General features: G+C 49.0%; 19 protein-coding genes. 7 read left to right on the top strand and 12 right to left on the bottom strand.

The genetic code is table 11. The features are described 5' to 3' along the window. Positions 1–149 precede the first annotated feature (149 nt). From HMPREF2872_RS07080 to HMPREF2872_RS07060, 5 genes are all read left to right on the top strand, one after another. On the top strand, positions 150–1,517 hold the full coding sequence (locus tag HMPREF2872_RS07080; RefSeq protein WP_049350969.1) for a nitrous oxide reductase family maturation protein NosD: 1,368 nt from the start codon (positions 150–152) through the stop codon (positions 1,515–1,517). A gap of 59 nt (positions 1,518–1,576) precedes the next feature. Next, positions 1,577–2,470 (top strand): ABC transporter ATP-binding protein, encoded by an 894-nt coding sequence (locus tag HMPREF2872_RS07075; RefSeq protein ID WP_049329549.1) that lies wholly within the window; start codon positions 1,577–1,579, stop codon positions 2,468–2,470. Beyond that, positions 2,467–3,297, top strand: coding sequence for an ABC transporter permease (locus HMPREF2872_RS07070; protein WP_070459269.1), 831 nt, complete (start codon positions 2,467–2,469; stop codon positions 3,295–3,297). The genes HMPREF2872_RS07075 and HMPREF2872_RS07070 overlap by 4 nt, the downstream gene beginning before the upstream one ends. Next, positions 3,294–3,788 carry a nitrous oxide reductase accessory protein NosL gene (locus tag HMPREF2872_RS07065; protein ID WP_070632491.1) on the top strand — a complete coding sequence of 165 codons (495 nt, stop codon included), beginning with the start codon at positions 3,294–3,296 and terminating at the stop codon, positions 3,786–3,788. The genes HMPREF2872_RS07070 and HMPREF2872_RS07065 overlap by 4 nt, the downstream gene beginning before the upstream one ends. Positions 3,789–3,907: 119 nt before the next feature. After that, complete coding sequence (locus HMPREF2872_RS07060) at positions 3,908–4,933, top strand: FAD:protein FMN transferase (protein WP_070632488.1); 1,026 nt, start codon at positions 3,908–3,910, stop codon at positions 4,931–4,933. 591 nt (positions 4,934–5,524) lie between these two features. Here the strand turns inward: HMPREF2872_RS07060 and HMPREF2872_RS07055 are convergent. From HMPREF2872_RS07055 to HMPREF2872_RS07030, 6 genes are all read right to left on the bottom strand, one after another. Then, positions 5,525–6,436: a MetQ/NlpA family ABC transporter substrate-binding protein gene (locus HMPREF2872_RS07055; RefSeq protein WP_070632485.1), complete on the bottom strand. Its 912-nt coding sequence runs from the start codon at positions 6,434–6,436 to the stop codon at positions 5,525–5,527. Between the two features lie 199 nt (positions 6,437–6,635). After that, positions 6,636–7,322 carry a methionine ABC transporter permease gene (locus HMPREF2872_RS07050; RefSeq protein WP_070632483.1) on the bottom strand — a complete coding sequence of 229 codons (687 nt, stop codon included), beginning with the start codon at positions 7,320–7,322 and terminating at the stop codon, positions 6,636–6,638. 1 nt (position 7,323) lies between these two features. Next, on the bottom strand, positions 7,324–8,061 hold the full coding sequence (locus HMPREF2872_RS07045; RefSeq protein WP_049329552.1) for a methionine ABC transporter ATP-binding protein: 738 nt from the start codon (positions 8,059–8,061) through the stop codon (positions 7,324–7,326). Next, positions 8,058–8,900 carry an HlyC/CorC family transporter gene (locus HMPREF2872_RS07040; protein WP_049329553.1) on the bottom strand — a complete coding sequence of 281 codons (843 nt, stop codon included), beginning with the start codon at positions 8,898–8,900 and terminating at the stop codon, positions 8,058–8,060. Before HMPREF2872_RS07040 ends, HMPREF2872_RS07045 begins: the two co-directional genes overlap by 4 nt. 1 nt (position 8,901) lies before the next feature. Continuing rightward, entirely contained in the window at positions 8,902–9,417 is a 516-nt protein-coding gene (gene ybeY, locus HMPREF2872_RS07035) for an rRNA maturation RNase YbeY (protein WP_070632480.1), read from the bottom strand. A gap of 297 nt (positions 9,418–9,714) precedes the next feature. Then, complete coding sequence (locus HMPREF2872_RS07030; RefSeq protein ID WP_283119005.1) at positions 9,715–11,022, bottom strand: YadA family autotransporter adhesin; 1,308 nt, start codon at positions 11,020–11,022, stop codon at positions 9,715–9,717. Between the two features lie 256 nt (positions 11,023–11,278). Here HMPREF2872_RS07030 and hemC point away from each other — a divergent pair, with 256 nt between their 5' ends. Then, entirely contained in the window at positions 11,279–12,214 is a 936-nt protein-coding gene (gene hemC / locus HMPREF2872_RS07025; protein WP_141752857.1) for a hydroxymethylbilane synthase, read from the top strand. Positions 12,215–12,277: 63 nt separating this feature from the next. Here hemC and yegQ read toward each other — a convergent pair whose 3' ends face one another. After that, complete coding sequence (gene yegQ, locus HMPREF2872_RS07020; protein WP_003679384.1) at positions 12,278–13,633, bottom strand: prephenate-dependent tRNA uridine(34) hydroxylase TrhP; 1,356 nt, start codon at positions 13,631–13,633, stop codon at positions 12,278–12,280. Between the two features lie 326 nt (positions 13,634–13,959). Here yegQ and HMPREF2872_RS07015 point away from each other — a divergent pair, with 326 nt between their 5' ends. Then, positions 13,960–14,706 carry an amino acid ABC transporter permease gene (locus tag HMPREF2872_RS07015; RefSeq protein ID WP_070632471.1) on the top strand — a complete coding sequence of 249 codons (747 nt, stop codon included), beginning with the start codon at positions 13,960–13,962 and terminating at the stop codon, positions 14,704–14,706. Positions 14,707–14,781: 75 nt separating this feature from the next. On the opposite strand, the gene nagZ is transcribed toward HMPREF2872_RS07015, so the two are convergent. From nagZ to HMPREF2872_RS06990, 5 genes are all read right to left on the bottom strand, one after another. After that, on the bottom strand, positions 14,782–15,867 hold the full coding sequence (gene nagZ / locus HMPREF2872_RS07010; RefSeq protein WP_070632468.1) for a beta-N-acetylhexosaminidase: 1,086 nt from the start codon (positions 15,865–15,867) through the stop codon (positions 14,782–14,784). A gap of 97 nt (positions 15,868–15,964) precedes the next feature. Further along, positions 15,965–17,485 carry a Na+/H+ antiporter NhaC family protein gene (locus tag HMPREF2872_RS07005; RefSeq protein WP_070632465.1) on the bottom strand — a complete coding sequence of 507 codons (1,521 nt, stop codon included), beginning with the start codon at positions 17,483–17,485 and terminating at the stop codon, positions 15,965–15,967. A 133-nt stretch (positions 17,486–17,618) separates the two neighbouring features. Then, entirely contained in the window at positions 17,619–19,118 is a 1,500-nt protein-coding gene (locus HMPREF2872_RS07000; RefSeq protein ID WP_070632462.1) for a DegQ family serine endoprotease, read from the bottom strand. Positions 19,119–19,363: 245 nt separating this feature from the next. Beyond that, positions 19,364–20,617, bottom strand: coding sequence for a glutamyl-tRNA reductase (gene hemA / locus HMPREF2872_RS06995; RefSeq protein ID WP_003684306.1), 1,254 nt, complete (start codon positions 20,615–20,617; stop codon positions 19,364–19,366). A gap of 160 nt (positions 20,618–20,777) precedes the next feature. After that, a partial coding sequence (locus HMPREF2872_RS06990; protein WP_070632459.1) for an IS3 family transposase occupies positions 20,778–20,903 on the bottom strand: 126 nt, incomplete at its 5' end.

Below are 20,903 nucleotides of genomic sequence, written 5' to 3'. Positions count from 1 at the left end.
TTCTTTCAGACGGCCTTTATAGCAAAGCTGTTTGTCAGTCAATATGTCAATGAAATATAAACCATCATCAGACAGCTTTGCTATAACATCAAAATACCTGTTTCTGCATATGTTTATCATGTAGAAAACAGGCCGTCTGAAATTGAGATATGATTATGACGCATACACCATCCCATCGTTCCAAATGGCAACGTGCCGCATTCGTATTGCTGTTGGGCAGTATGGTTCAGACGGCCTTTGCCGCAGTCATCAACGTATCCGCACAAGACAATCTCAATGATGCTTTAGCGCGCGCCCAAGCTGGCGATACGCTCAAGCTTGCCTCCGGTACATACAAGACCAAACTTTATATCGACAAACCGATTACCATTGAAGGTCCGGCCGACCGCTCCGCCAAGATCGTCGGTGATAGGAGTGGGCGCACCATTGCCGTTCATGCGCCTGACGTGACCCTGCGTAATCTGACTGTTTCCAATTCAGGCTTGAGCCTGCCGGCCATGGATGCAGGGATTTATCTTGAGGAGACGGCTCCGCGCGCATTGATTGAACACAATAATGTCTTGGACAACTCTGTCGGCGTGTACATCCATGGAGCGGCAGAATCGATGGTGCGCGAAAATAAGATTGTCGGGGAAGCTACATTGCGCGTGAATGAGCGCGGTAATGGCGTAACGGTTTGGAATGCGCCGGGTGCGCAAGTAGTCGACAACGATATTTCCAAAGGCCGTGACGGTATTTTCTCCAATACCAGTACAAACAATACCTATAAAGGCAATCGTTTCAGCGATTTGCGTTTTGCAGTACATTATATGTACACCAACGACAGCGAGGTTAGCAACAACATCTCCGTTGGCAACAATATGGGCTATGTGTTGATGTTCTCAGAGCGTCTTAAAGTGTATGGCAATATCGCCGTGGGCAGCCGTGACCAAGGTATCATGCTCAATTACGTCAACTATTCCGATATTAACGACAATATTATCAACAAAGCCGGTAAATGCGTATTCGCCTATAACGCCAACTTCAATAAAATTTTTGACAACCATTTTGAAAACTGTCAAATCGGTATTCACTTTACCGCGGCCATTGAAGGCACAAGCCTGTTCAATAATTCGTTTATCAACAACGAAAGCCAAGTCAAATACGTCAGCACCCGTTTCCTTGATTGGGGAGAGGGCGGACGAGGCAATTATTGGAGCGACAACAGCGCATTCGATCTTGATGGCGATGGTTTTGGCGACAACGCCTATCGACCGAACGGCATCATCGATCAAATCATTTGGCGCGCTCCCGTGTCCCGTTTGCTGATGAACAGTCCTGCCGTCAGTATTGTCAAATGGGCGCAATCACAGTTCCCCGCTATTTTGCCGGGCGGCGTCATCGACAGTAAGCCATTGATGAAACCGATCAGCAACAAAACAAGTACCAAATACGAAGCCATGAAGGATGAGCTGTTGCACGAAGCCAATACGCGCCAATCCAATTGGAGTAATGCCGAAAACGGATCTTTGAATTAAACATGTTTTCAGACGGCCTTTTGAATGAGGCCGTCTGAAACGGCACAAAGGAATTATTCATGACCAACCACGTCGAATTAAGAAACGTGACTAAACAATTCGGCAGTCAAAAAGCCGTCAACCAAGTCGATTTAGTCCTCAAAGCAGGCGAAAGCGTCGGCATGGCAGGGCATAACGGTGCAGGCAAATCCACCATCATGAAGCTGATACTCGGTCTGATTACGCCGACCGAAGGTGAAGTCATGTTACTGGGCGAGCGTACCGGCAGCAAGGCAGGCGCACTGCTTCGCAGTCAAATCGGCTACCTGCCTGAAACCGTCGCGCTTCATCCTTCATTGACCGGCATTGAAACCATGGATTTCTATGCCAAGCTGAAAAAACAGCCCTTGAGTAAAAACCGTGAGTTGTTGGAACGCGTCGGCATTTCTCAAGCGGCACGCCGCCGTGTCAGCACTTACTCCAAAGGTATGCGCCAACGTCTCGCTTTGGCACAAGCCTTATTGGGCGAGCCTAAAGTCTTATTGTTTGACGAACCGACCACGGGCCTTGACCCGGCTTCACGCCAAATGTTTTACGAAGTCGTGCGCGAGCTGAATGGACGCGGTGCAACCGTATTGCTCAGCACGCACGCGCTTGCCGAACTCGATGGCCACGCCGACCGCATTATCGTCATGAAAAATGGCGTGAAAGTTGCCGATGGCAGCATGGATGAGCTGCATGTCCAAAGTGGTTTGCCGTTGACCGTCAATGTCCGTTTGAAAGAAGCGCGCCCGTTGAGCGAGCGTTGGCAGCCGCTTTCAGACGGCCTGTCGTATAAAGCGCAATGTAAAGCCGAAGAACGTATGGGACTTTTGAGCGAATTGGGTGATTTGGGCAACCTTGCCTATATCGATATCCATACCCCGACACTTGACGATATGTACGCACAATTCTTAAAAAGGGAAGACGTATGAACCCCGTTTGGATTATTACCGGCAAAGAAGTCCGCGACAGCCTGCGCAACCGTTGGGTCCTCGCCGCCGCACTCCTGCTTGCCGCGCTTGCCCTGTCATTGGGTTTCCTGGGCAGCTCGCCCACCGGCACAGTCAAAGTCGATCCGTTGACCGTTACCGTTGTCAGCCTCTCCAGTCTGTCGATTTTCCTGATTCCTCTGATTGCGATGTTGCTCTCTTATGATGCGCTGATTGGCGAAATCGAACGCGGCACGATGGCGCTGTTGTTGAGCTATCCGATTTCGCGCAACCAAATCCTTGCCGGCAAATTTATCGGCCATCTCATCATCCTTGCCCTTGCCACCACGGCTGGCTACGGATTGGCGGGCATTACCCTCCAGCTTGCCAACGGCGGCTTTGACCTTGCCGCATGGAAACCTTTTGCCCTCCTGATTGTCGCCAGCGTGATTCTTGGTGCAGCCTTTTTGTCTATGGGTTATTTGATCAGCGCGAAAGTCAAAGAACGCGGTACCGCCGCCGGTATCGCCATCGGCGTATGGCTGTTTTTTGTGGTGATTTTCGATATGGCGCTTTTGGGTGTTTTGGTTGCTGATACCGAACAAGTCATTACCGCGCCTGTTGTAGAAACCATTCTCTTGTTCAATCCTTCCGACATTTACCGTCTGCTCAACCTGACCGGTTATGAAAACACTGCCATGTACGCAGGTATGGCCGGTTTGAGTGATCAAATCAGCCTGACTATGCCGGTTTTGCTGACGGCGCAGGTATTATGGGTTATCATTCCCTTGGTCTTAGCCGCCTGGATTTTCGGAAAGAGACAAATATGAGAAAAATATTATTTACAGCATTCACCATCCTTGCTTTATCTGCTTGTAGCAAACAGGAAAATACTCCTCCGCCTGCGCCCCAACAAATCAGCGACAGCGCAGTCGGTCATTACTGCAGCATGAATTTGACCGAACACAACGGTCCTAAAGCGCAAATCTTCTTGAACGGCAAACCTGACAAACCGGTTTGGTTTTCCACCATCAAGCAGATGTTCGGCTACACCAAGCTGCCTGAAGAGCCTAAAGGCATTAATGCCATCTATGTTACCGATATGGGCAAAGTCAAAGATTGGGAAAAACCCAATGCCGACGCCGAATGGATAGATGCGAAAAAAGCCTATTATGTCATCGAAAGCAGCTTTATCGGCGGCATGGGTGCGGAAGACGCGCTTCCGTTTGCCGACAAGGCTCAGGCTGAAAAATTTTCCAAAGAAAAAGGCGGCAGGGTAGTCGGTTTTGCAGAGATGCCCGACGAATACATTTTTAAATAAAATAATCAATAAAAGGCCGTCTGAAATAGTTTCAGACGGCCTTTGTGTTGGAAGCTGCCGATTGATGATTTAATGAATGCGGCTTTCAATGTAAAGATAAAAAATCCAAGGAATACTCCATGTCCACCCCTTTAACGCGCCGCCGTTTCTTTGCCATTGCCGCCACACTTGCCGCTGGTGTCGGCATTCCTTTTGCCATCAGCCGCAAAACCAATCAGCCGACTCATTCGGCCAGCCCGAATCAAGAAGAGCAGCCAGTTATTTGGAGAGGTATTGCATTGGGTTCGGGTGCGGAATTGCGGTTGTTCGGCGTTGAGCGCAAGCAGGCGGAAATATTGGTTAACAAAGTATTGGCGGAAGTTTCACGATTGGAAAAAATCTTCAGCCTGTATCGGGACGACAGCCTGATCAGCCGTTTAAATCGAGAAGGCCGTCTGAAAAATCCGCCATCCGATTTTTTGCAGCTGCTCAGCATCAGTCGAGATATTCATCAGCTGACGCAGGGTGCATTTGATCCCAGCATCCAGCCTTTGTGGAATCTGTATGCCGACCATTTCAGACGAAACCCCAAAACCGAAACGCCGCCGTCCGAACGCAGTATCAAAGACACGCTCAAATTAGTGGATTTCAACAAAGTCGATTTTGATACCAAAGAAATCCGTTTTGCCCAAAAAGGCATGGGCTTGTCGCTCAACGGCATTGCGCAGGGTTATATCACTGATAAAGTAGTCGAATTATTAAAGAAGCAAGGCGTTACCCAAGCATTGATTGATATGGGGGAGATTTACGGCTTTGATAATGCCAACCAGCGCGAGTGGAATGTCAGCATTCGCAATCCTGACCAAGAAGACCAAATCCTGACCACCATTGCCATGAAAAACCAAGCCTTTGCCACATCGGGCGGCTATGGCACGGTAATGGACGAAGCTGCCAAATTTACCCATCTTTTTGATCCGCGTACAGGCGGAAGCCAACCGCGTTATAAAAGCATGAGCGTCATGGCGGAGAGTGCGGCGGTTGCCGATGCCTTTTCTACAGCGTTCTCCATTATGGATGAGGCGGCCATCCGTACTGCGGCTCAAGTTAAAAAGGCACAGGTTTGGCTGGTGATGCCGAATAATGAATTGAAAAAGATTGGAAGTTGAGGAGAAGGGCGGCCTTGCCTGCGATTTTGACTATGTGTATAGGGCAGGGAAGGCTTGATTGCTGAAAAAATGGAAGATAAAAAAGAAGGGCTGCCCAAGGGGGCAACCCTGAAACTCTTGCAGCTGGGAGTAATTAGCAAGAGATTACGACACTTAAAACAAAAATTCACTCATTTCAAAGCACGAAGCTTTAATATCTAAGCAATACGGTATTTCGACCGCTCAAACCCCTTCGATACGGAGAAACACAACATACTATAGGAAAATCCGACAAAGTGGTTTGAAGCAATTCAGACGAACGGTCTGTAATGCAGATAACCGGATGTCTTTAGATGAACGGTATAATATCAGGATAAGCGGAACATTACTAGTGAATATTATAAAAAAGTAGAATAATTCATTTAGTGATTGATTATATTGAATAAAAACATGATTCCTTATTGAACTTTTTTAAAACATATTGATTTGGTTTAAAAAGGGAATTGTGTAAGTATTTGGCGTTAATCAAAAAACTTGTTTCAAGCTTTGGGAATAGATAATCAATAGAAAAAGGCCGTCTGAATGTTCAGACGGCCTTTTTCAAAAAGTTACTTATTTGGTTGCAGAAGCAGTAGAAGCAGCTTCGGCTTGAGCACCTGCAGCTGCGTTTTCACCCCATGCAGCAGGATATTTGTAACCGGCAAAGCGTTTTTGTGAGTAGGCTTTGAACTCGTCAGAGTTGTAGGCTTCGGCTACATCTTTCAGCCATTGGCTGTCTTTGTCGGCAGTGCGGACGGCAGACCAGTTAACGTAGGCAAAGCTTGGCTCTTGGAACAGGGCTTCAGTCAGTTTCATGCCGCTGCTCATGGCGTAGTTGCCGTTAACGATGGCAAAGTCAACGTCGGCACGGCTGCGTGGCAGTTGGGCGGCTTCAAGCTCTACGATTTGGATGTTTTTCGGATTTTCGGCAATATCGTTTTTAGAAGCAGTCAGCGGATTAACGTCGGCTTTCAGTTTAATCCAGCCCAATTCGTTCAACATAACCAATGCACGGGCAAAGTTAGATGGGTCGTTAGGTGCAGAAACGCTGACACCGTCTTTCACTTCGTCCAAAGATTTCAGTTTGCCAGGGTATAGGCCCAAAGGTGCGGTCGGTACTTGGAAGGCTTCAACGATGTCCAGTTTGTGTTCTTTTTTGAAGTCGTCCAGATAAGGTTTGTGTTGGAAGATGTTGATGTCCAATTCGCCTTCAGCCAAAGCAAGGTTGGGGCGCACATAGTCGGTGAACTCGATTAGTTTGACTTTATAGCCTTTTTTCTCCAAAGCCGGTTGGATTTGGTCTTTTACCATATCGCCGAAGTCGCCGACGGTTGTACCGAAGACGATTTCTTTTTTCTCTGTGCCGTTGTCGGCAGAGGAAGCGGCAGAAGCAGCAGGCGTGCTGTCTTTTTGACCGCCGCAGGCAGCCAGTACGATGGCCAGCGTAGCGGCTGAAAGGGTTTTGAAGAATGTGTTGATTTGCATATTTTGCTCCTGATGGATGATAAAGCGGTTTCAGACGGCCTCAAGCTGCCGCCGTCAAAATAAAGAGGGATTGTAAATCTATTTTGGAAATATGAGGATGTTTTTTGTAAATTTATTTGGAATATATATCCTAATATGTTCTAAACAGATAACAGGCCGTCTGAAAAATAGTAAGTCCATTTCAGACGGCCTGGTTTGTTTAACGTTTATCCAGTTTGCGTGCCAAGCTGTTACCGATACCTTGAATCAGGATAACGAGTAAAACCAGGATGGCGACGATGAAGATGATGACTTCCATTTGATAGCGGTAGTAGCCGTAACGGATGGCAAGGTCGCCCAAACCGCCGCCGCCAATCATACCTGCTGCCGCGCTGTACGACAGAAGGCCGATAGCCAGTACGGTAATGCTGGAAACCATACCTGCACGCGCCTCATTTAAAAGCACTTTACAGATGATGCTCATGGTCGAAGCACCCATTGCGGAGGCCGCTTCAATCACGCCTCTGGGCACTTCGCGCAGGTTTTGCTCGACCAGACGGGCGAAGTAGAACAGGCCGGATACGCTCAATACCAATGAGGCGGCAACCGGGCCGATGGTCGTGCCGATGATGGCGCGTGTAACAGGAATCATGGCAATCATCAGGATGACGAAAGGGAATGCGCGCATCAGGTTGACCAGATTGTCCAAAAATAAATTCAGCTGTTTATTATAGTGCAACTGATGACTTGATGTCACAAACAGCAATACGCCCAAAATCGTACCGAAGATAACGGCGAAAGTAGTCGATAGACCGACCATAATAAAGGTTTCGCCCAAGGCTTGGATAATTTCGCCCTTCATGCTGACGATGGTCTCAACAGCACTTTCAAATGTCAAATTTGCCATATTAGTCCTCTCGAATCAGCTCTTGCCCGATTTCGGATTGGGCATGGATTTGGTTGCCGTGTACTTCAACGATTTCCAGCAGACGGCCTTTGTCCAAGAGAGCGGCACGGTCGCACAGGCGGCGGATAACGCTCATTTCGTGGGTAACGATGACGATGGTTACGTTGAAACGTCGGTTGATGTCTTCCAAACACTTCAAAACGCTGCGCGTGGTGGCGGGGTCGAGGGCGGAAGTGGGTTCGTCGGCGAGGATGACTTGAGGTTGCGGCGCCAGCGCGCGGGCAATGCCGACACGTTGTTTTTGACCGCCGGAAAGTTGGGACGGGTAATGGTTGGCACGGTCTTGCAAGTCGACGATTTTCAAACATTCTTCAATACGCGCTTGGATTTTTTTAGACGGCCATTTGGCAATTTCTAAAGGAAAAGCGACGTTTTCGGCAACGGTACGGTTGCTCAATAGGTTGAACTGTTGGAACACCATGCCGATGTTTTGTCGGGCGTGGCGCAGTTGCGTGGCGTTGAGCGCGGTCAGTTCTTGGCCGCACACGCTGACGGTACCTGTATCCGGACGTTCCAATAAGTTAATCAGACGCAACAAGGTGGATTTGCCTGCACCGGAGTAGCCCATCAGGCCAAAGATTTCACCCTGTTTGATTTCGAGGCTGGTCGGCTCGACGGCGACAAAGTCTTTTTTGTCGCGTGTTTGATAGTGTTTGGAAACGTGATCCAGAATAATCATGGTTTATCCGTGTTTTCTTTAATTCGTGTGGCCATCAGGGTGTGCAGACGGCGGTTGTCGGCGCGTGCAACAGTAAATTGCAGGCTGCCGATGATGACTTTTTCGCCGCGTACGGGCAGATGCCCCAACTCTTGAATGACCAGGCCGCCGATGGTGTCGGCTTCTTCGCTGCTGTATTCCGTACCGAAGAAGGTGTTGATGTCTTCGATTTCGGTAGCCGCGTGGATGCGCCAGCGTTCGGAAGAAACGGCATGGATGTTGTCGGCGCTGTCGTCTTCGTCAAACTCGTCTTCGATTTCGCCGACGATTTGCTCGATGATGTCTTCAAAGGTGACCAAGCCGGATGTGCCGCCGTATTCGTCGATGACAATCGCCATGTGGTTACGCTGTTCGCGGAACTCTTTTAAAAGGGCGGTCAAAGATTTGCCTTCGGGAACGAAAACGGCAGGGCGCAAGACGGATTGCAGGTGGAACTGTTCGGGGTTGAACATATATTTGAGTAGGTCTTTGGCGTGTAAAATACCCAAAACTTCGTCTTTGTCTTCGCCGATGACAGGGAAACGCGAATGGGCGGTTTCGATGACGTAGGCCGTGATGCGCTCGATGCTGTCGTTCTCTTTCAATACGTTCATGCGGCTGCGCGTAATCATCGCATCGCGCACTTCCAGCTCGGCAAAGTCCAATACTTTTTCCAGCCGGGTCAGTGTCTCGGCGTCAAAAACTTCCTGCTCGTGTGCTTGGCGCAGCAGGGTCAATACGTCTTCGGCGGAGTCGGGCTCGCCGGCAAGTCGGGAGATTAGGCGTTCGAAAAATTTGGGTTTCGACTGCGTACCGTCCATTTTAATATTCGTCCTCTTGGTAGGGGTTGGGGAAGCCTGCCGCCAGCATCAGGCGGATTTCTTCGGCTTCCATTATTTCGGCTTCATCGTCTTCGATGTGGTCGTAGCCCATTAGGTGTAAAGTACCGTGTATGGTCAGGTGGGCAAAATGCTGCTCGGGTGTTTTGCCTTGTTCGGCGGCTTCTTTCAAAACCACTTGCGGACAAATCACCAAATCGCCATACAGGCCGTCTGAAAACTGGTCGGGTAGGATTTCGCCTTCGTTGAGCGCGAAACTCAATACATTGGTGGCGTAATCTTTGCCGCGGTAGTCGCGGTTGTAAGCGCGGGCTTCTTCTTCGTCCAGAAGAATCAGGCTGATGTCTGCGCGGCAGTATTCGTTTTTCAAGGCAGACCACGCCCAGCGGTAGAAGTCGCGTTCGCTCGGAAGGTTGGCGGCGGAAGAGGCGTTTTCAAAGTTTAGATGAAAACGTTGCCGCTGTAAGGATAAAAAAGGATATTGTTTGGCGCGTTTCATGTTGTCCGGAAAATTGGGTTTTTAGGCGTAAATATAACATATTCACCCTCATGCCGTCTGAAAAACCGCCCAAAAAAAGTGTATCACAACACCACCAAACCATTAGTGGATTACTACCAAGCAGAAGCCAAAGCGGGCAACACCTAATATTTCCGCTTAGACGGCACGCAAAAAGTAGAAGATGTCAGCAAAGCATTAGACAAAATCTTAGCATAATTTCTCATCGCAATAAAAAAGCCATTCTATTTCAGAATGGCTTTTTTATTATGCTCCGATTAACTCGGAATTAACAGTTTATTACCATTGGTAAAACGCACCGGCACCCACACCGTAGTTACCACGACTGTTGGTAGAAACGCTGGCTTTAAACACCCAGTTTTCATTAGGGGTAACACCGGACACACCAAGAGAAACCGCAGATTGACCACCATAGAAACCGGTACCCACGCCCACACCGATAGCACCGGCTTTGGTGGATTGAGGAACAGAAGCGTGAGCAATCGCACTCGCAACACCGCCTCTCAAGTCTTTATTTAAGAGGTTTACATTGCCACGCAATTCATTGATGGAATCGTTATTATCCGCTAATTGAGTGTTAATCGCCGCAATATTATTCGCGTTAGTCTGAATGTTAGCTGTGTTAGCCGCAATATTAGCTGTATTAGCCGTAATCTTACCCGTGTTAGCAGCAATATTAGCTGTATTAGTCGCAATATTACCCGTGTTAGCAGCAATATTAGCTGTATTAGTCGCAATATTACCCGTGTTAGTCGCAATATTGGTTTTGTTGGTTGCGATATCGGCTTTATTAGTTGCAATATCGGTTTTGTTTTTCTCAACTTTACCGTCTAAAGATTTCAATTGAGCCACGTTCACTGCATCAGTATCTTTTGTACCCGCAGCAACGCTGGTGATTTGACGGGTGATATTGTTGTCAACGTCACCAACAGAAACCGCAGCATGTGAAGCTTTCCAAGCTGCACTTGTCTCAGTTGTAGCAGCTTGAGTTGACGGATCATATCCTACAGCCTCTTTATTAACAGTTGCTTTAGAGTATGAACCTAATGCAACGCCATTTTCTACATCAGCGCCTGAATATGCCCCGACAGATACAGTAAAATTTTTAGTTGCTCCAGTACCCGCTGTAGATGCCAAACCAATACCTACAGCCCCTACGCCTGTAGCTTTAGCATTTGAACCTACAGCAACAGAATAAGCGCCTGTTGCTTGGGTAGATACCCCAACCGCAGTTGTAGCTAGCCCTGTAGCATTAGCTTGATTACCAAGAGCCGAAGCATTAGCTCCATCAGCTTTAGCACCATAACCGTATGCACTAGCACCGTTTCCTTTTGCAACGGTGTCTGCACCTACTGTTGTCGCACCACCAATAGCAGCGCTAGTGTTTCCATCATTAGCCTTAGCATTGCGACCAACAGCGACATCCTTTGAAATACCAACTGTAGCTTCTTCAGTGCCATCACTAACACGAATAAAATTATCTGCTGCATTAGCAAGCGTAGAAACACCCAATGCAGAAAGAAGTACGACCGCTGCCGTAGATAATTTCATGCTTGTATTTTTATTTAACTTACTTACATTTTTCATAATAGGTACCATAAAGTTAAAAAATAGACTAGTTATCATCAATGATAAGAAATACACCCTTGCACTTCGCTTAAGATTTTAGCATAAAAATTAAACTTTTTTACTCCATTTGATATTTTATGCATATTAAATTTATGCTTCTCATTGCAATTAAAAGAAGTAAAAATGGCACAAAAAGAAGACAGTCTTTTCAATAGCGCTCATTTTCAGAATTATGATAGACTTCATGCCGTTTTCCATCTTTCAGGCAACCATTATGAACCCGAAAAAACTCGTTATCGCCAGTCGCGAAAGCCTGCTTGCCATGTGGCAGGCAAAACATATCCAAGGCCGTCTGAAAGCCCTGTATCCCGATTGCGAAGTCGAGATTTTGGGCATGACCACGCGCGGCGACCAGATTTTGGACAGAACTTTGTCAAAAGTCGGCGGTAAAGGCTTGTTTGTCAAAGAGTTGGAGCAGGCTTTGTATGATGGTCGGGCCGACTTGGCTGTGCATTCGATTAAAGACGTGCCGATGGATTTGCCTGAAGGTTTCGCGCTTGCAGCCATCGGCGAACGCGCCAATTCGTTTGACGCGTTTGTGTCCAACCAATACGCGCGATTGGAAGAAATGCCCAAAGGTGCCATCGTCGGCACATCCAGCCTGCGCCGTGAAGCCCAATTGCGTGCGCGCTATCCGCATTTGGTTATCAAACCTTTGCGCGGCAATGTGCAAACCCGTTTGTCTAAACTCGATAACGGCGAATACGACGCGATTATTTTGGCTGCCGCCGGTTTGCAGCGTCTGGAATTGGACGAACGCATCCGCATGATTTTGTCGGAATCCGACAGCCTGCCTGCCGCCGGACAAGGCGCATTGGGTATTGAAATTGCAGCGCATCGCGAAGATTTGTACGAAGTCTTAAAGCCTTTGAACCACGATACCACGCACGCCTGCGTTACTGCCGAACGCGCTTTGGCGCGCGCTCTGGGCGGAAGCTGCCAAGTGCCGCTGGCCGCATATTGCACTGAAGAAAACGGCTTGCTGACCTTGCGCGGCTTGGTTGGTCATCCTGACGGTTCGGTCATTTTGCAGGCGGACGCGCAAGCCCCTGCCGAATACGCCGATGCCTTGGGTCGCGCTGTCGCCAAAAAACTGGCAGATGATGGTGCGGAAGAGTTGATTGCCGCCGTATTGCAAGAACAGGCTTAAAACAGCATAGATAATTTAAAAAGGCCGTCTGAAACTTTCAGACGGCCTTTGTTTTGTTGGTGCTTAAGGATTCATAATCCGCGCAACCAAAGCTTTTTCTTTGCCCTGCATATTGGGGATTTTGACCTGAATACCGTTGCCTGGGGCGACATCGACAGGCTGGCCTTTGCGGGTCATTTGTTCCAATTTGATGGTTTGGTTGCCGCTCGGGTGGATGATTTCGAGTGAATCGCCGATGGCAAAGCGGTTTTTGACTTCGATTGTTGCCCAGCCGTTTTCATCGATTTCGGTAACGTGGCCGACATATTGGCTTTGTTTGGCGATGGAGTGGCCGGTCAGGTAGTTTTGGTAATCCTGAGTTTGGTGGCGCTCGAGGAAGCCGCTGGTGTAGCCACGGTTGGCAAGGCCTTCGAGTTCGCTCAACAGACTGTAATCAAACGGACGGCCTGCAACGGCATCATCAATCGCTTTGCGGTAGGACTGGGCCACGCGTGCAACATAATAAAGCGATTTGGTGCGGCCTTCGACTTTGAGGCTGTCCACGCCGATTTTGGCCAGTTTCTCAACCACTTCAATGCCGCGAAGGTCTTTGGAGTTCATGATGTAGGTGCCGTGTTCGTCTTCCATAATCGGCATCATTTCGCCCGGGCGGTTGGACTCTTCAATCAGGAAAACTTTGTCGGCGTAGGGATGGCGTTTTTGACCGTTGATACCTTCAAAGTTTTGGTTGGCTTCTTCTTGGGCTTTTTCAAAGTTGAAACCTTGCAGAAGCTGGGCGTCGCCCGCATCGCTTTCAGTGGCGTTGTGAACCTTGTAGTCCCAACGGCAGGAATTGGTGCAGGTGCCTTGGTTGGGGTCGCGGTGGTTGAAATAGCCGGAGAGCAGGCAGCGGCCTGAGTAGGCGATACACAATGCGCCGTGAATGAAGACTTCGAGTTCAATGTCGGGGCATTCTTGGCGGATTTCGGCGATTTCTTCCATGCTCAATTCGCGCGACAGGATGATGCGTTCGACACCGATGTTTTGCCAGAATTTCACGCCCCAGTAGTTGGTGGTATTTGCCTGAACGGACAGGTGAATCGGCATTTCCGGCCATTTTTCGCGCACGGTCATGATCAAACCCGGATCCGCCATAATCAGCGCGTCAGGTTTCATGGCAATCAAGGGCTCCATATCGGAAACGAAGGTTTTGAGTTTGGAGTTGTGCGGCAGCGTATTGACGGTCAGGAAGAATTTTTTATTGCGCTCGTGCGCTTCTTTAATGCCTTGCTCGAGGACGTCGAGTTTGGCAAATTCGTTGTTGCGGGCGCGCAGGGAGTAACGCGGGCTGCCGGCGTAAACGGCATCTGCGCCGTAATCGTAGGCGGCGCGCATGCGTTCCAGGCCGCCTGCAGGTAATAAGAGTTCGGGTGCTTTCATGTTTTATGCTTTTTAAAATGTTTTCAGACGGCCCTCAAGGGAAGAGGGAAGGCCGTCTGAAAGATGTTTGAAGAATGGGCGGATTATCCGCTGTTTTTGTGTTTCGGTCAATTTTGTATCGGGTTTGCGCTTTGTTTTTTATACGGAAAATGTCTTATATTAGCAAAGGTGAAAAGGGGCTGTAATTCATTGGAAATGTAAAAAAGCAGGGTTGGGCGGAATAATTTAACAAAAAACCGTTCAAGCAATGTATTTTCTTGTAAAATATCAAGCTTCATTTTAAAAAATATTCGGATTAGTTACCGATTTTGACCGACGGAAGGGTTATGGATTTTCGTTTTGACATTATTTATGAATACCGCTGGATGTTTTTTTACGGCGTATTAGCGACGCTGGGAATTACAGTGGTTGCAACAGCAGGCGGTTCGATTTTGGGTTTGCTGCTGGCATTGGCGCGTTTGATTAATCCGGAAAAAGCCGGTGTGCCGATGCGTGCCTTGGCTTGGGTGTTGCGTAAGATTTCTTTTTGGTATGTTGCGTTGTTCCGCGGTACGCCATTGCTTGCTCAAGTTATTATTTGGGCTTTTGTTATTTTCCCATTTTTTGTACATCCTACCGATGGTGCATTAATCAGCGGAGAAGCTGCAATTAATTTTCGTCGTTCTTATGGCCCATTGATTGCGGGTGTAATGGCTTTGATTGCAAACTCAGGTGCATATGTTTGTGAGATTTTCCGTGCCGGTATCCAGTCGATTGATAAAGGCCAGATGGAAGCTGCGCGTTCTTTGGGTCTGACCTATACTCAGGCGATGCGTTATGTGATTTTGCCTCAGGCTCTTCGCCGTATGTTGCCGCCACTTGCAGGTGAATTTATCACGCTTTTAAAAGATAGTTCTTTGCTATCTGTTATTGCAGTTCCTGAACTTATGTCTGTTCAAAAAGCGATTACTGGCCAGTATTCGATATTCCAAGAGCCACTTTATACGGTTGCATTGATTTACCTTGTATTGACGAGTGTATTAGGATGGGTATTCTTACGTTTGGAACGTCGCTATAACGTAAAACATCATTAATTAGGAAGACAAAAAAGGAAGACTTTTTCAAGTCTTCCTTTTTTATTTGCCGTCAATGTTTCAGACGGCCTGAAATCAGAATGCTTCGCCGACTTTGATACCGCCTGCGATGTCTTTTGGCGTTGCCAGTTTGGCAGTTGCCTGTTGGGCAGCTTGGAATTCTTCGGTTGCCATGATGTCGGCAGCTTCTTGTACGGTCAATGTGTTGGCCATGTATTGCCAACGTGCTGCCAAATCGGCGTTTGCCGGTGCGTGGAAACCGTCTCGCAATTCATCTACCAAATCAGGACGGTTGCATACCAGTACAATATCGCAGCCTGCTTCAAAAGAAAGGCGGGCACGTTCTTTAATACCGCCGACACCGCATGCGCCTTCCATGGTCAGGTCGTCTGAAAAGATAACGCCGTTAAATCCGATTTCTTGGCGCAGGATTTGCTTCAGCCATTTTTCGGAGAAACCTGCAGGTTGGCTGTCTATTTGAGGATAGACGACGTGGGCAGGCATGACTGCGGCCATGCCGGCTTGGCTCAATGCGCGGAAGGGGATAAGGTCGGCGGCTTCCAGCTCTTCGCAGCTGCGTTCATCGCAAGGCAGGACGTGATGGCTGTCGCCTTCGACAAAGCCGTGGCCGGGGAAGTGTTTGCCGCAAGATTTCATGCCGCCTTTGTTCAGGCCTTTTTGCAGGGCAAGGGCAAGCTGGGTAACGATGTTGGCGTCGCGGTGGAAACTGCGGTTGCCGATGACGGCGCATTGACCCCAGTCTAAATCCAATACAGGCGTAAAGGATAGGTCGATGCCGCAGGCGGAGAGTTCGGTTGCCAAAACCCAACCGACTTGTTCTGCTTGGGCGCAGGCGGCTTCTTTGCCTTCGTTGTCCCAAATTTCGCCCAATACGTTCATGGCCGGCAGGCGGGTGAAACCGTCAATAAAACGTTGAACCCGTCCGCCTTCGTGGTCGACGGCAATGATGAGTTCAGGTGTACGGACGGCTTTGATTTCTTGAACCAAAGCTTTGAGCTGGGAAACGTTTTCAAAGTTGCGGCGGAACAAAATAACGCCACCGACGGCAGGGTCGAGCAGGCGTTGTTTTTCTTCTTCGGTCAGATGATAGGCGGCAACATCGGCCATGACTGGGCCGCGTGGAAGATGAGGCGTATTCATTGTTTTGTCCTGAATAATGTATATATTGGATAATCGTTATGTTCAGACGGCCTGAGAGTGTAGGAATATCTCAGGCCGTCTGAATATTGGTTTTGAATTAGGCAGTTGCTTTTTTCTTGTCTTTCAAGATAAAAATCAATATAACCATCACGATGCCGGTTACCACAAAACCCAAAGGTGCAGAGCCGGTCATGCCCAGTGCGAGGTAGCCTGAGGCGGCAGACGCGGCTACGGTCAGCGCGTAAGGGAATTGCGAGGTAACGTGGTCGATGTGGTTACAGTGTGCGCCGGTAGAAGAGAGGATAGTGGTGTCGGAAATCGGCGAACAGTGGTCACCAAATACGGCACCGGCCATTACGGCAGACATGCAAGGGATAATCAGCGATGGTTCGACTTTGACGGCCATTGCGGCGGCAATCGGCAACATGATGCCGAATGTGCCCCAGCTTGTGCCGGTAGCGAAGGCCATCACGCCTGCGAGCATAAACAAAATCACGGGCAGGAAGCCTGCGTGGATATTGCCTGCCACCAAAGTGGAGAGGTATTCGCCGGTGTGCATCTCGCTGACAACAGTGCTGATAATCCATGCCAAAATCAAGATGGTAATGGCGCCGCGCATAGAGATGATGCCCTGCCAAATGGCTTTAGGGTAGTCGCTGGTTTTGATGGTGCCGATGGTGCAGAGGATGACGGCCAATACGCCGCAAGTGCCGCCGAACACGAGGGAAGTGTTCACGTCGGTATTTTCAAACGCGCTGAGCAAAGAGAAGGTTTCAGAAGCTTGCGCACCAGTGTAAATCATGGCGGAAACAGTGGCGACAATCAGTACCAAAACCGGCACAATCAGTGCAAATACACGGCCGTTGGGATGGCCTGTTTCAACGGTTTCATCATGAATTTCGTTCAAAGCGGCGCGTTCCAAACGGGCCATAGAGCCGATGTCGAAGGAGAACCAGGCAACGACAAACACCATAATCAATGCGAAGACGGCGTAGTAATTCATCAGGCTCATGGCCACGAATGCGCCCATCGGTGTGTAGTCTGTAATGTTGTAAGTTACCAAAAGGCCTGCCAAAGTAGCGATAATCGATGCGCCCCAGCTGGATACCGGCATCAAAACGCACATCGGCGCGGCAGTGGAGTCTAGGATATAAGCCAGTTTGGCGCGGGAAACTTTGAATTTGTCGGTTACAGGGCGGGCAATCGCACCAACGGCAAGGCTGTGGAAATAGTCGTCAATAAAGGTAACGAATACCAGACAGGCAGTCAGCAGCTTCGCACCGCGACGGCCTTTGATGTGCTGTTTTGCCCAATCGGCAAATGCTTGGTTGCTGCCGGAATGCGTCAGCAGGGAAGTGAAAATCCCCAAAAGCACCAAAAAGAGCAGGATTTTGGGTTTGCCCAAGGACCAATCGCCGTCCGCCCAAGTCAGGCTGATTGCCATGTCTTTTAAGTGAACCAAAGCATCGAGTGGATTACCCCCTACCAGTAGGAATGAGCCGACGATAATGCCGACACCCAGGGACAGCAACACACGGCGTGTGGCAATGGCCAGGGCGAGAGCAATGGCTGCCGGGACGATAGATAAAATAGAATTTGAATAATTAATAAGTTGCATAATTATATTGTATATAAGCGGTAAAATATTTTCAGACGGCCTAAATTGGAAGACGGATAACAAAATACCCACCGCCTCTGACAGATGGGTATTTTATCATTTAACACATCATCATGCCGTCTGAAAAATCGGACTACTGCAGATTTAGCGCAAGGAACAAAGTATTGCCATCGCGTTGTACCAAAAGCGGTACGTTTTTGCCTGAGCTTTCCAATGCGCTACGGAAAGTGGATTCATCATTGACGCTGATTTGGCTGACGGCAATGATTTCGTCGCCGCGTTTGAGGCCGGCACGTTCGGCCGCACCGCTAACGCGCAGAACGATTAAGCGTTGTTTACCGTCTGCGTTTTCAACCTGCAGGGTAACGCCTGCATTTTCAACGGTGAATCCGTCATGGCCGCCTTCATGTTGCGGATGCTCGGCTTCTTTTGCAGAAGTTTCCGTTTGCTCGGCTGCGCTGCCAAGTTTTACTTTGACATCGGTTTGTTTGCCGCCGCGCCAAATGCTCAAAGTCACTTCTTTACCCGGCATAATCGAGCCGACCATAACAGGCAAATCGCTGGAAGCGCGGACTTCTTCGCCGTTAACTTTGCGTACGATGTCGCCAACCTGCAAACCGGCTTGTTGTGCCGCGCTGTTCGGCATGATTTTGGCAATCAGCGCACCGCTTGCTTTGTCCAAACCGAAAGATTTGGCCAAATCGTAAGAAACTTCTTGAATAACCACGCCTAATTGACCGCGTTGGACTTTGCCATTGGCTTTTAATTGATCGGCCACATTCATGGCAACATCAATCGGAATAGCAAACGAAATGCCCATGAAACCGCCGCTGCGGCTGTAAATTTGTGAGTTGATGCCGACTACTTGGCCGCGGAGGTTGAATAACGGGCCACCAGAGTTGCCTGGGTTGATGGCAACGTCGGTTTGGATGAACGGCGTGTAGTTTTCATTCGGCAGGCTGCGACCTTTGGCGGAGACGATGCCGGAGGTTACGCTGTTGTCAAAGCCGAAAGGTGCGCCGATGGCGGCTACCCATTCGCCCGGTTTCAAATCTTTCGGATTGCCGATTTTGACAACCGGCAAGTCTTCTTGCGGCTCAATTTTTAAGAGGGCGACGTCGGATTGGGCGTCTGAGCCGACCAGTTTGGCTGTGTATTCGCGTTTGTCGTTGAGCAGGACTTTGATATTGCCCATGCCGGCAACCACGTGGGTATTGGTCAGGATATAGCCGTCTTTGCTGATGATGAAGCCGGAGCCGAAATTCAAAGCGTCGCTTTCGGTATCTTCTTGCGGCATGTCGGGCATATTGGGAACGAGGCGTTTGAAGAACTCGTAAAACGGATCGTTGTCGGGGAATTGACTCAGGTCCATGCTGTGGTCGTCATCCGGTGTCGCAGTGCGTTTCGCCGGTGTCGCTTGAATATTGACGACGGCCTGTCCTTCGTTTTGCACCAGTTGGGCGAAGTCGGGCAGCAACATACCGATTTTTCCGTCATTGGTATTGGTTTCTATGCGTTGGACGAGTTCTTTGTTTTCGTCTTTACCGAAAAAGGTGCTGACTTTGTCGCAACCTGAAAGAAGGGAAGCTGAGAGAACAGCAAGAGCCAGATATGTGTTTGTTTTAATATTCACGAAAGTTCCTTTTGCCGGTGCCTATCGTATTGTCGGTATGCGTTTGAGCCGGCAGGTAGTTTTATTGTTTGAATGCTGTTTAAATGTATAAGGTAGGATTTTTACACTTTAACAGTTTTTTTTCAAGCATTTCATTTTAAATGAAAAAATGATGATTGGGATTTTATTGTTTTAAGGCCGTCTGAAAGCTTTGGAATATGACCTGCCGGTCGGTTCGCTTCTTTCAGACGGCCTTTAAATTGTGGTCAGTCGTGTTGATCCAAATGGTAGATCTGCGCCACGGCATCGATTAATTCGCTGTTGTCCGAGCCGGCTTTATTGAGCGTGCGTGTCGGAGAGTGGAGCAGTTTGTTGGTCAACTGGATGGAGAGGCGTTCGAGGACATCCTCGGCGGATACGCCTTTTGCCAGTTGCTTCATGGCATTTTCCAATACTTGGCGGCGCGCACGTTCGCCTTCGTCGCGCAAGGCGCGGATAAGCGGAACGCTTTGACGGTTTTTCTGCAGGCGGATAAATTCGCTGACTTTTTCTTCCACCATGCTTTCAGCCGCCGCCGCTGCTTTTTTGCGCGCATCTTTACCGCTTTGGACGATGTCCATCATGTCGTCTACGGTATAGAGATATGCGTCTTCCAATTCGCCGACTTCGGCTTCGATGTCGCGCGGAACGGCCAAATCCAGAAGGAAAACAGGCATGTTGTGGCGTTTTTTCAATGCGCGCTCAACCATGCCTTTGCCGACGAGGGGAAGTTGGCTGGCGGTGGAAGAAACGACCACGTCGTAATCGTGCAAAATATCGGGCAATTCATTCAACAGGCAGGCTTCGGCGTTGACGCCGAGTTTGTCGCACAATTCCTGCGCGCGCTGGTGTGTACGGTTGGCAACGGTAATGAGCTTGGGATTTTTGGCGGCAAAATAAGTGGCCACCAGTTCAATCATTTCGCCTGCGCCAATAAAGAGAACGTTCAGATCGGAAATGGAAGGGAAGATTTGCTCTGCCATTTTGACCGATGCAGAAGCCATGGAGACGGAGTTTTCGCCGACAGCAGTGTCAGTACGCACTTCTTTGGCAACGGCAAAGGTTTTTTGAAACAGGGCGTTTAAGTGGGTATTGATGCTTTCCTGTTCTTGCGCAACGCGGACGGCATCTTTGATTTGACCGAGAATTTGCGGTTCGCCCAAGACCATGGAGTCCAAACCGCAGGCGACACGGAAGGCGTGGCGGACGGTTTCATTATTATCCAAGGTATAGAGGTAAGGGCGGATTTCTTCGGCAGGCAGGTCGTGATATTGCGCCAACCAGTCGATGATTTTTTCGGTTTCACCGACGCAGTAAAGCTCGGTGCGGTTGCAGGTAGAAAGAATGACTGCTTCTTCCGCCGCCTCACTGCGCGCAAGGTTGGACACGGCATCCGGCAGATTTGCAGCTGCAAATGCCAGTTTTTCGCGTATGCTCAAGGGCGCGGTTTGGTGATTGAGTCCGACGACGGTAAGTTGCATGGTTATGGTATGACTGGGTAGTGTGTGTGGTGGGTATTATAGCTTAAGTGGGCTTTAAAATGAATGTGTTGGGGATGAAGATACAATGAGGTTTACCATCGAGAAGGCCGTCTGAAAAGATGAACTGGCCCCCAAATCTTGGACACTCATAAAAGCCTATTCAGGCACTCTGTGCAAGCTGGGTTCTGTATGCGACAGGACTCAGCTTTTTCAATTTCAGACTGCAACGCTCCCGGTTGTAGTAGTCTATATAATCATCTATCTGTTTCATCAATTCGTCCGCCGT

Source organism: Neisseria sp. HMSC069H12 (assembly GCF_001812735.1).
Taxonomy (GTDB): Bacteria; Pseudomonadota; Gammaproteobacteria; order Burkholderiales; family Neisseriaceae; genus Neisseria; species Neisseria subflava.
This window is presented reverse-complemented; position numbering and strand designations above follow the sequence as displayed.

Excerpts from the sequence above, each read along its gene's own strand:
- HMPREF2872_RS07080 (WP_049350969.1), top strand. The coding sequence starts at position 150 with ATGATTATGACGCATACACCATCCCATCGTTCCAAATGGCAACGTGCC.
- HMPREF2872_RS07075 (WP_049329549.1), top strand. The coding sequence starts at position 1,577 with ATGACCAACCACGTCGAATTAAGAAACGTGACTAAACAATTCGGCAGT.
- HMPREF2872_RS07070 (WP_070459269.1), top strand. The coding sequence starts at position 2,467 with ATGAACCCCGTTTGGATTATTACCGGCAAAGAAGTCCGCGACAGCCTG.
- HMPREF2872_RS07065 (WP_070632491.1), top strand. The coding sequence starts at position 3,294 with ATGAGAAAAATATTATTTACAGCATTCACCATCCTTGCTTTATCTGCT.
- HMPREF2872_RS07060 (WP_070632488.1), top strand. The coding sequence starts at position 3,908 with ATGTCCACCCCTTTAACGCGCCGCCGTTTCTTTGCCATTGCCGCCACA.
- HMPREF2872_RS07055 (WP_070632485.1), bottom strand. The coding sequence starts at position 6,436 with ATGCAAATCAACACATTCTTCAAAACCCTTTCAGCCGCTACGCTGGCC.
- HMPREF2872_RS07050 (WP_070632483.1), bottom strand. The coding sequence starts at position 7,322 with ATGGCAAATTTGACATTTGAAAGTGCTGTTGAGACCATCGTCAGCATG.
- HMPREF2872_RS07045 (WP_049329552.1), bottom strand. The coding sequence starts at position 8,061 with ATGATTATTCTGGATCACGTTTCCAAACACTATCAAACACGCGACAAA.
- HMPREF2872_RS07040 (WP_049329553.1), bottom strand. The coding sequence starts at position 8,900 with ATGGACGGTACGCAGTCGAAACCCAAATTTTTCGAACGCCTAATCTCC.
- ybeY (WP_070632480.1), bottom strand. The coding sequence starts at position 9,417 with ATGAAACGCGCCAAACAATATCCTTTTTTATCCTTACAGCGGCAACGT.
- HMPREF2872_RS07030 (WP_283119005.1), bottom strand. The coding sequence starts at position 11,022 with ATGAAAAATGTAAGTAAGTTAAATAAAAATACAAGCATGAAATTATCT.
- hemC (WP_141752857.1), top strand. The coding sequence starts at position 11,279 with ATGAACCCGAAAAAACTCGTTATCGCCAGTCGCGAAAGCCTGCTTGCC.
- yegQ (WP_003679384.1), bottom strand. The coding sequence starts at position 13,633 with ATGAAAGCACCCGAACTCTTATTACCTGCAGGCGGCCTGGAACGCATG.
- HMPREF2872_RS07015 (WP_070632471.1), top strand. The coding sequence starts at position 13,960 with ATGGATTTTCGTTTTGACATTATTTATGAATACCGCTGGATGTTTTTT.
- nagZ (WP_070632468.1), bottom strand. The coding sequence starts at position 15,867 with ATGAATACGCCTCATCTTCCACGCGGCCCAGTCATGGCCGATGTTGCC.
- HMPREF2872_RS07005 (WP_070632465.1), bottom strand. The coding sequence starts at position 17,485 with ATGCAACTTATTAATTATTCAAATTCTATTTTATCTATCGTCCCGGCA.
- hemA (WP_003684306.1), bottom strand. The coding sequence starts at position 20,617 with ATGCAACTTACCGTCGTCGGACTCAATCACCAAACCGCGCCCTTGAGC.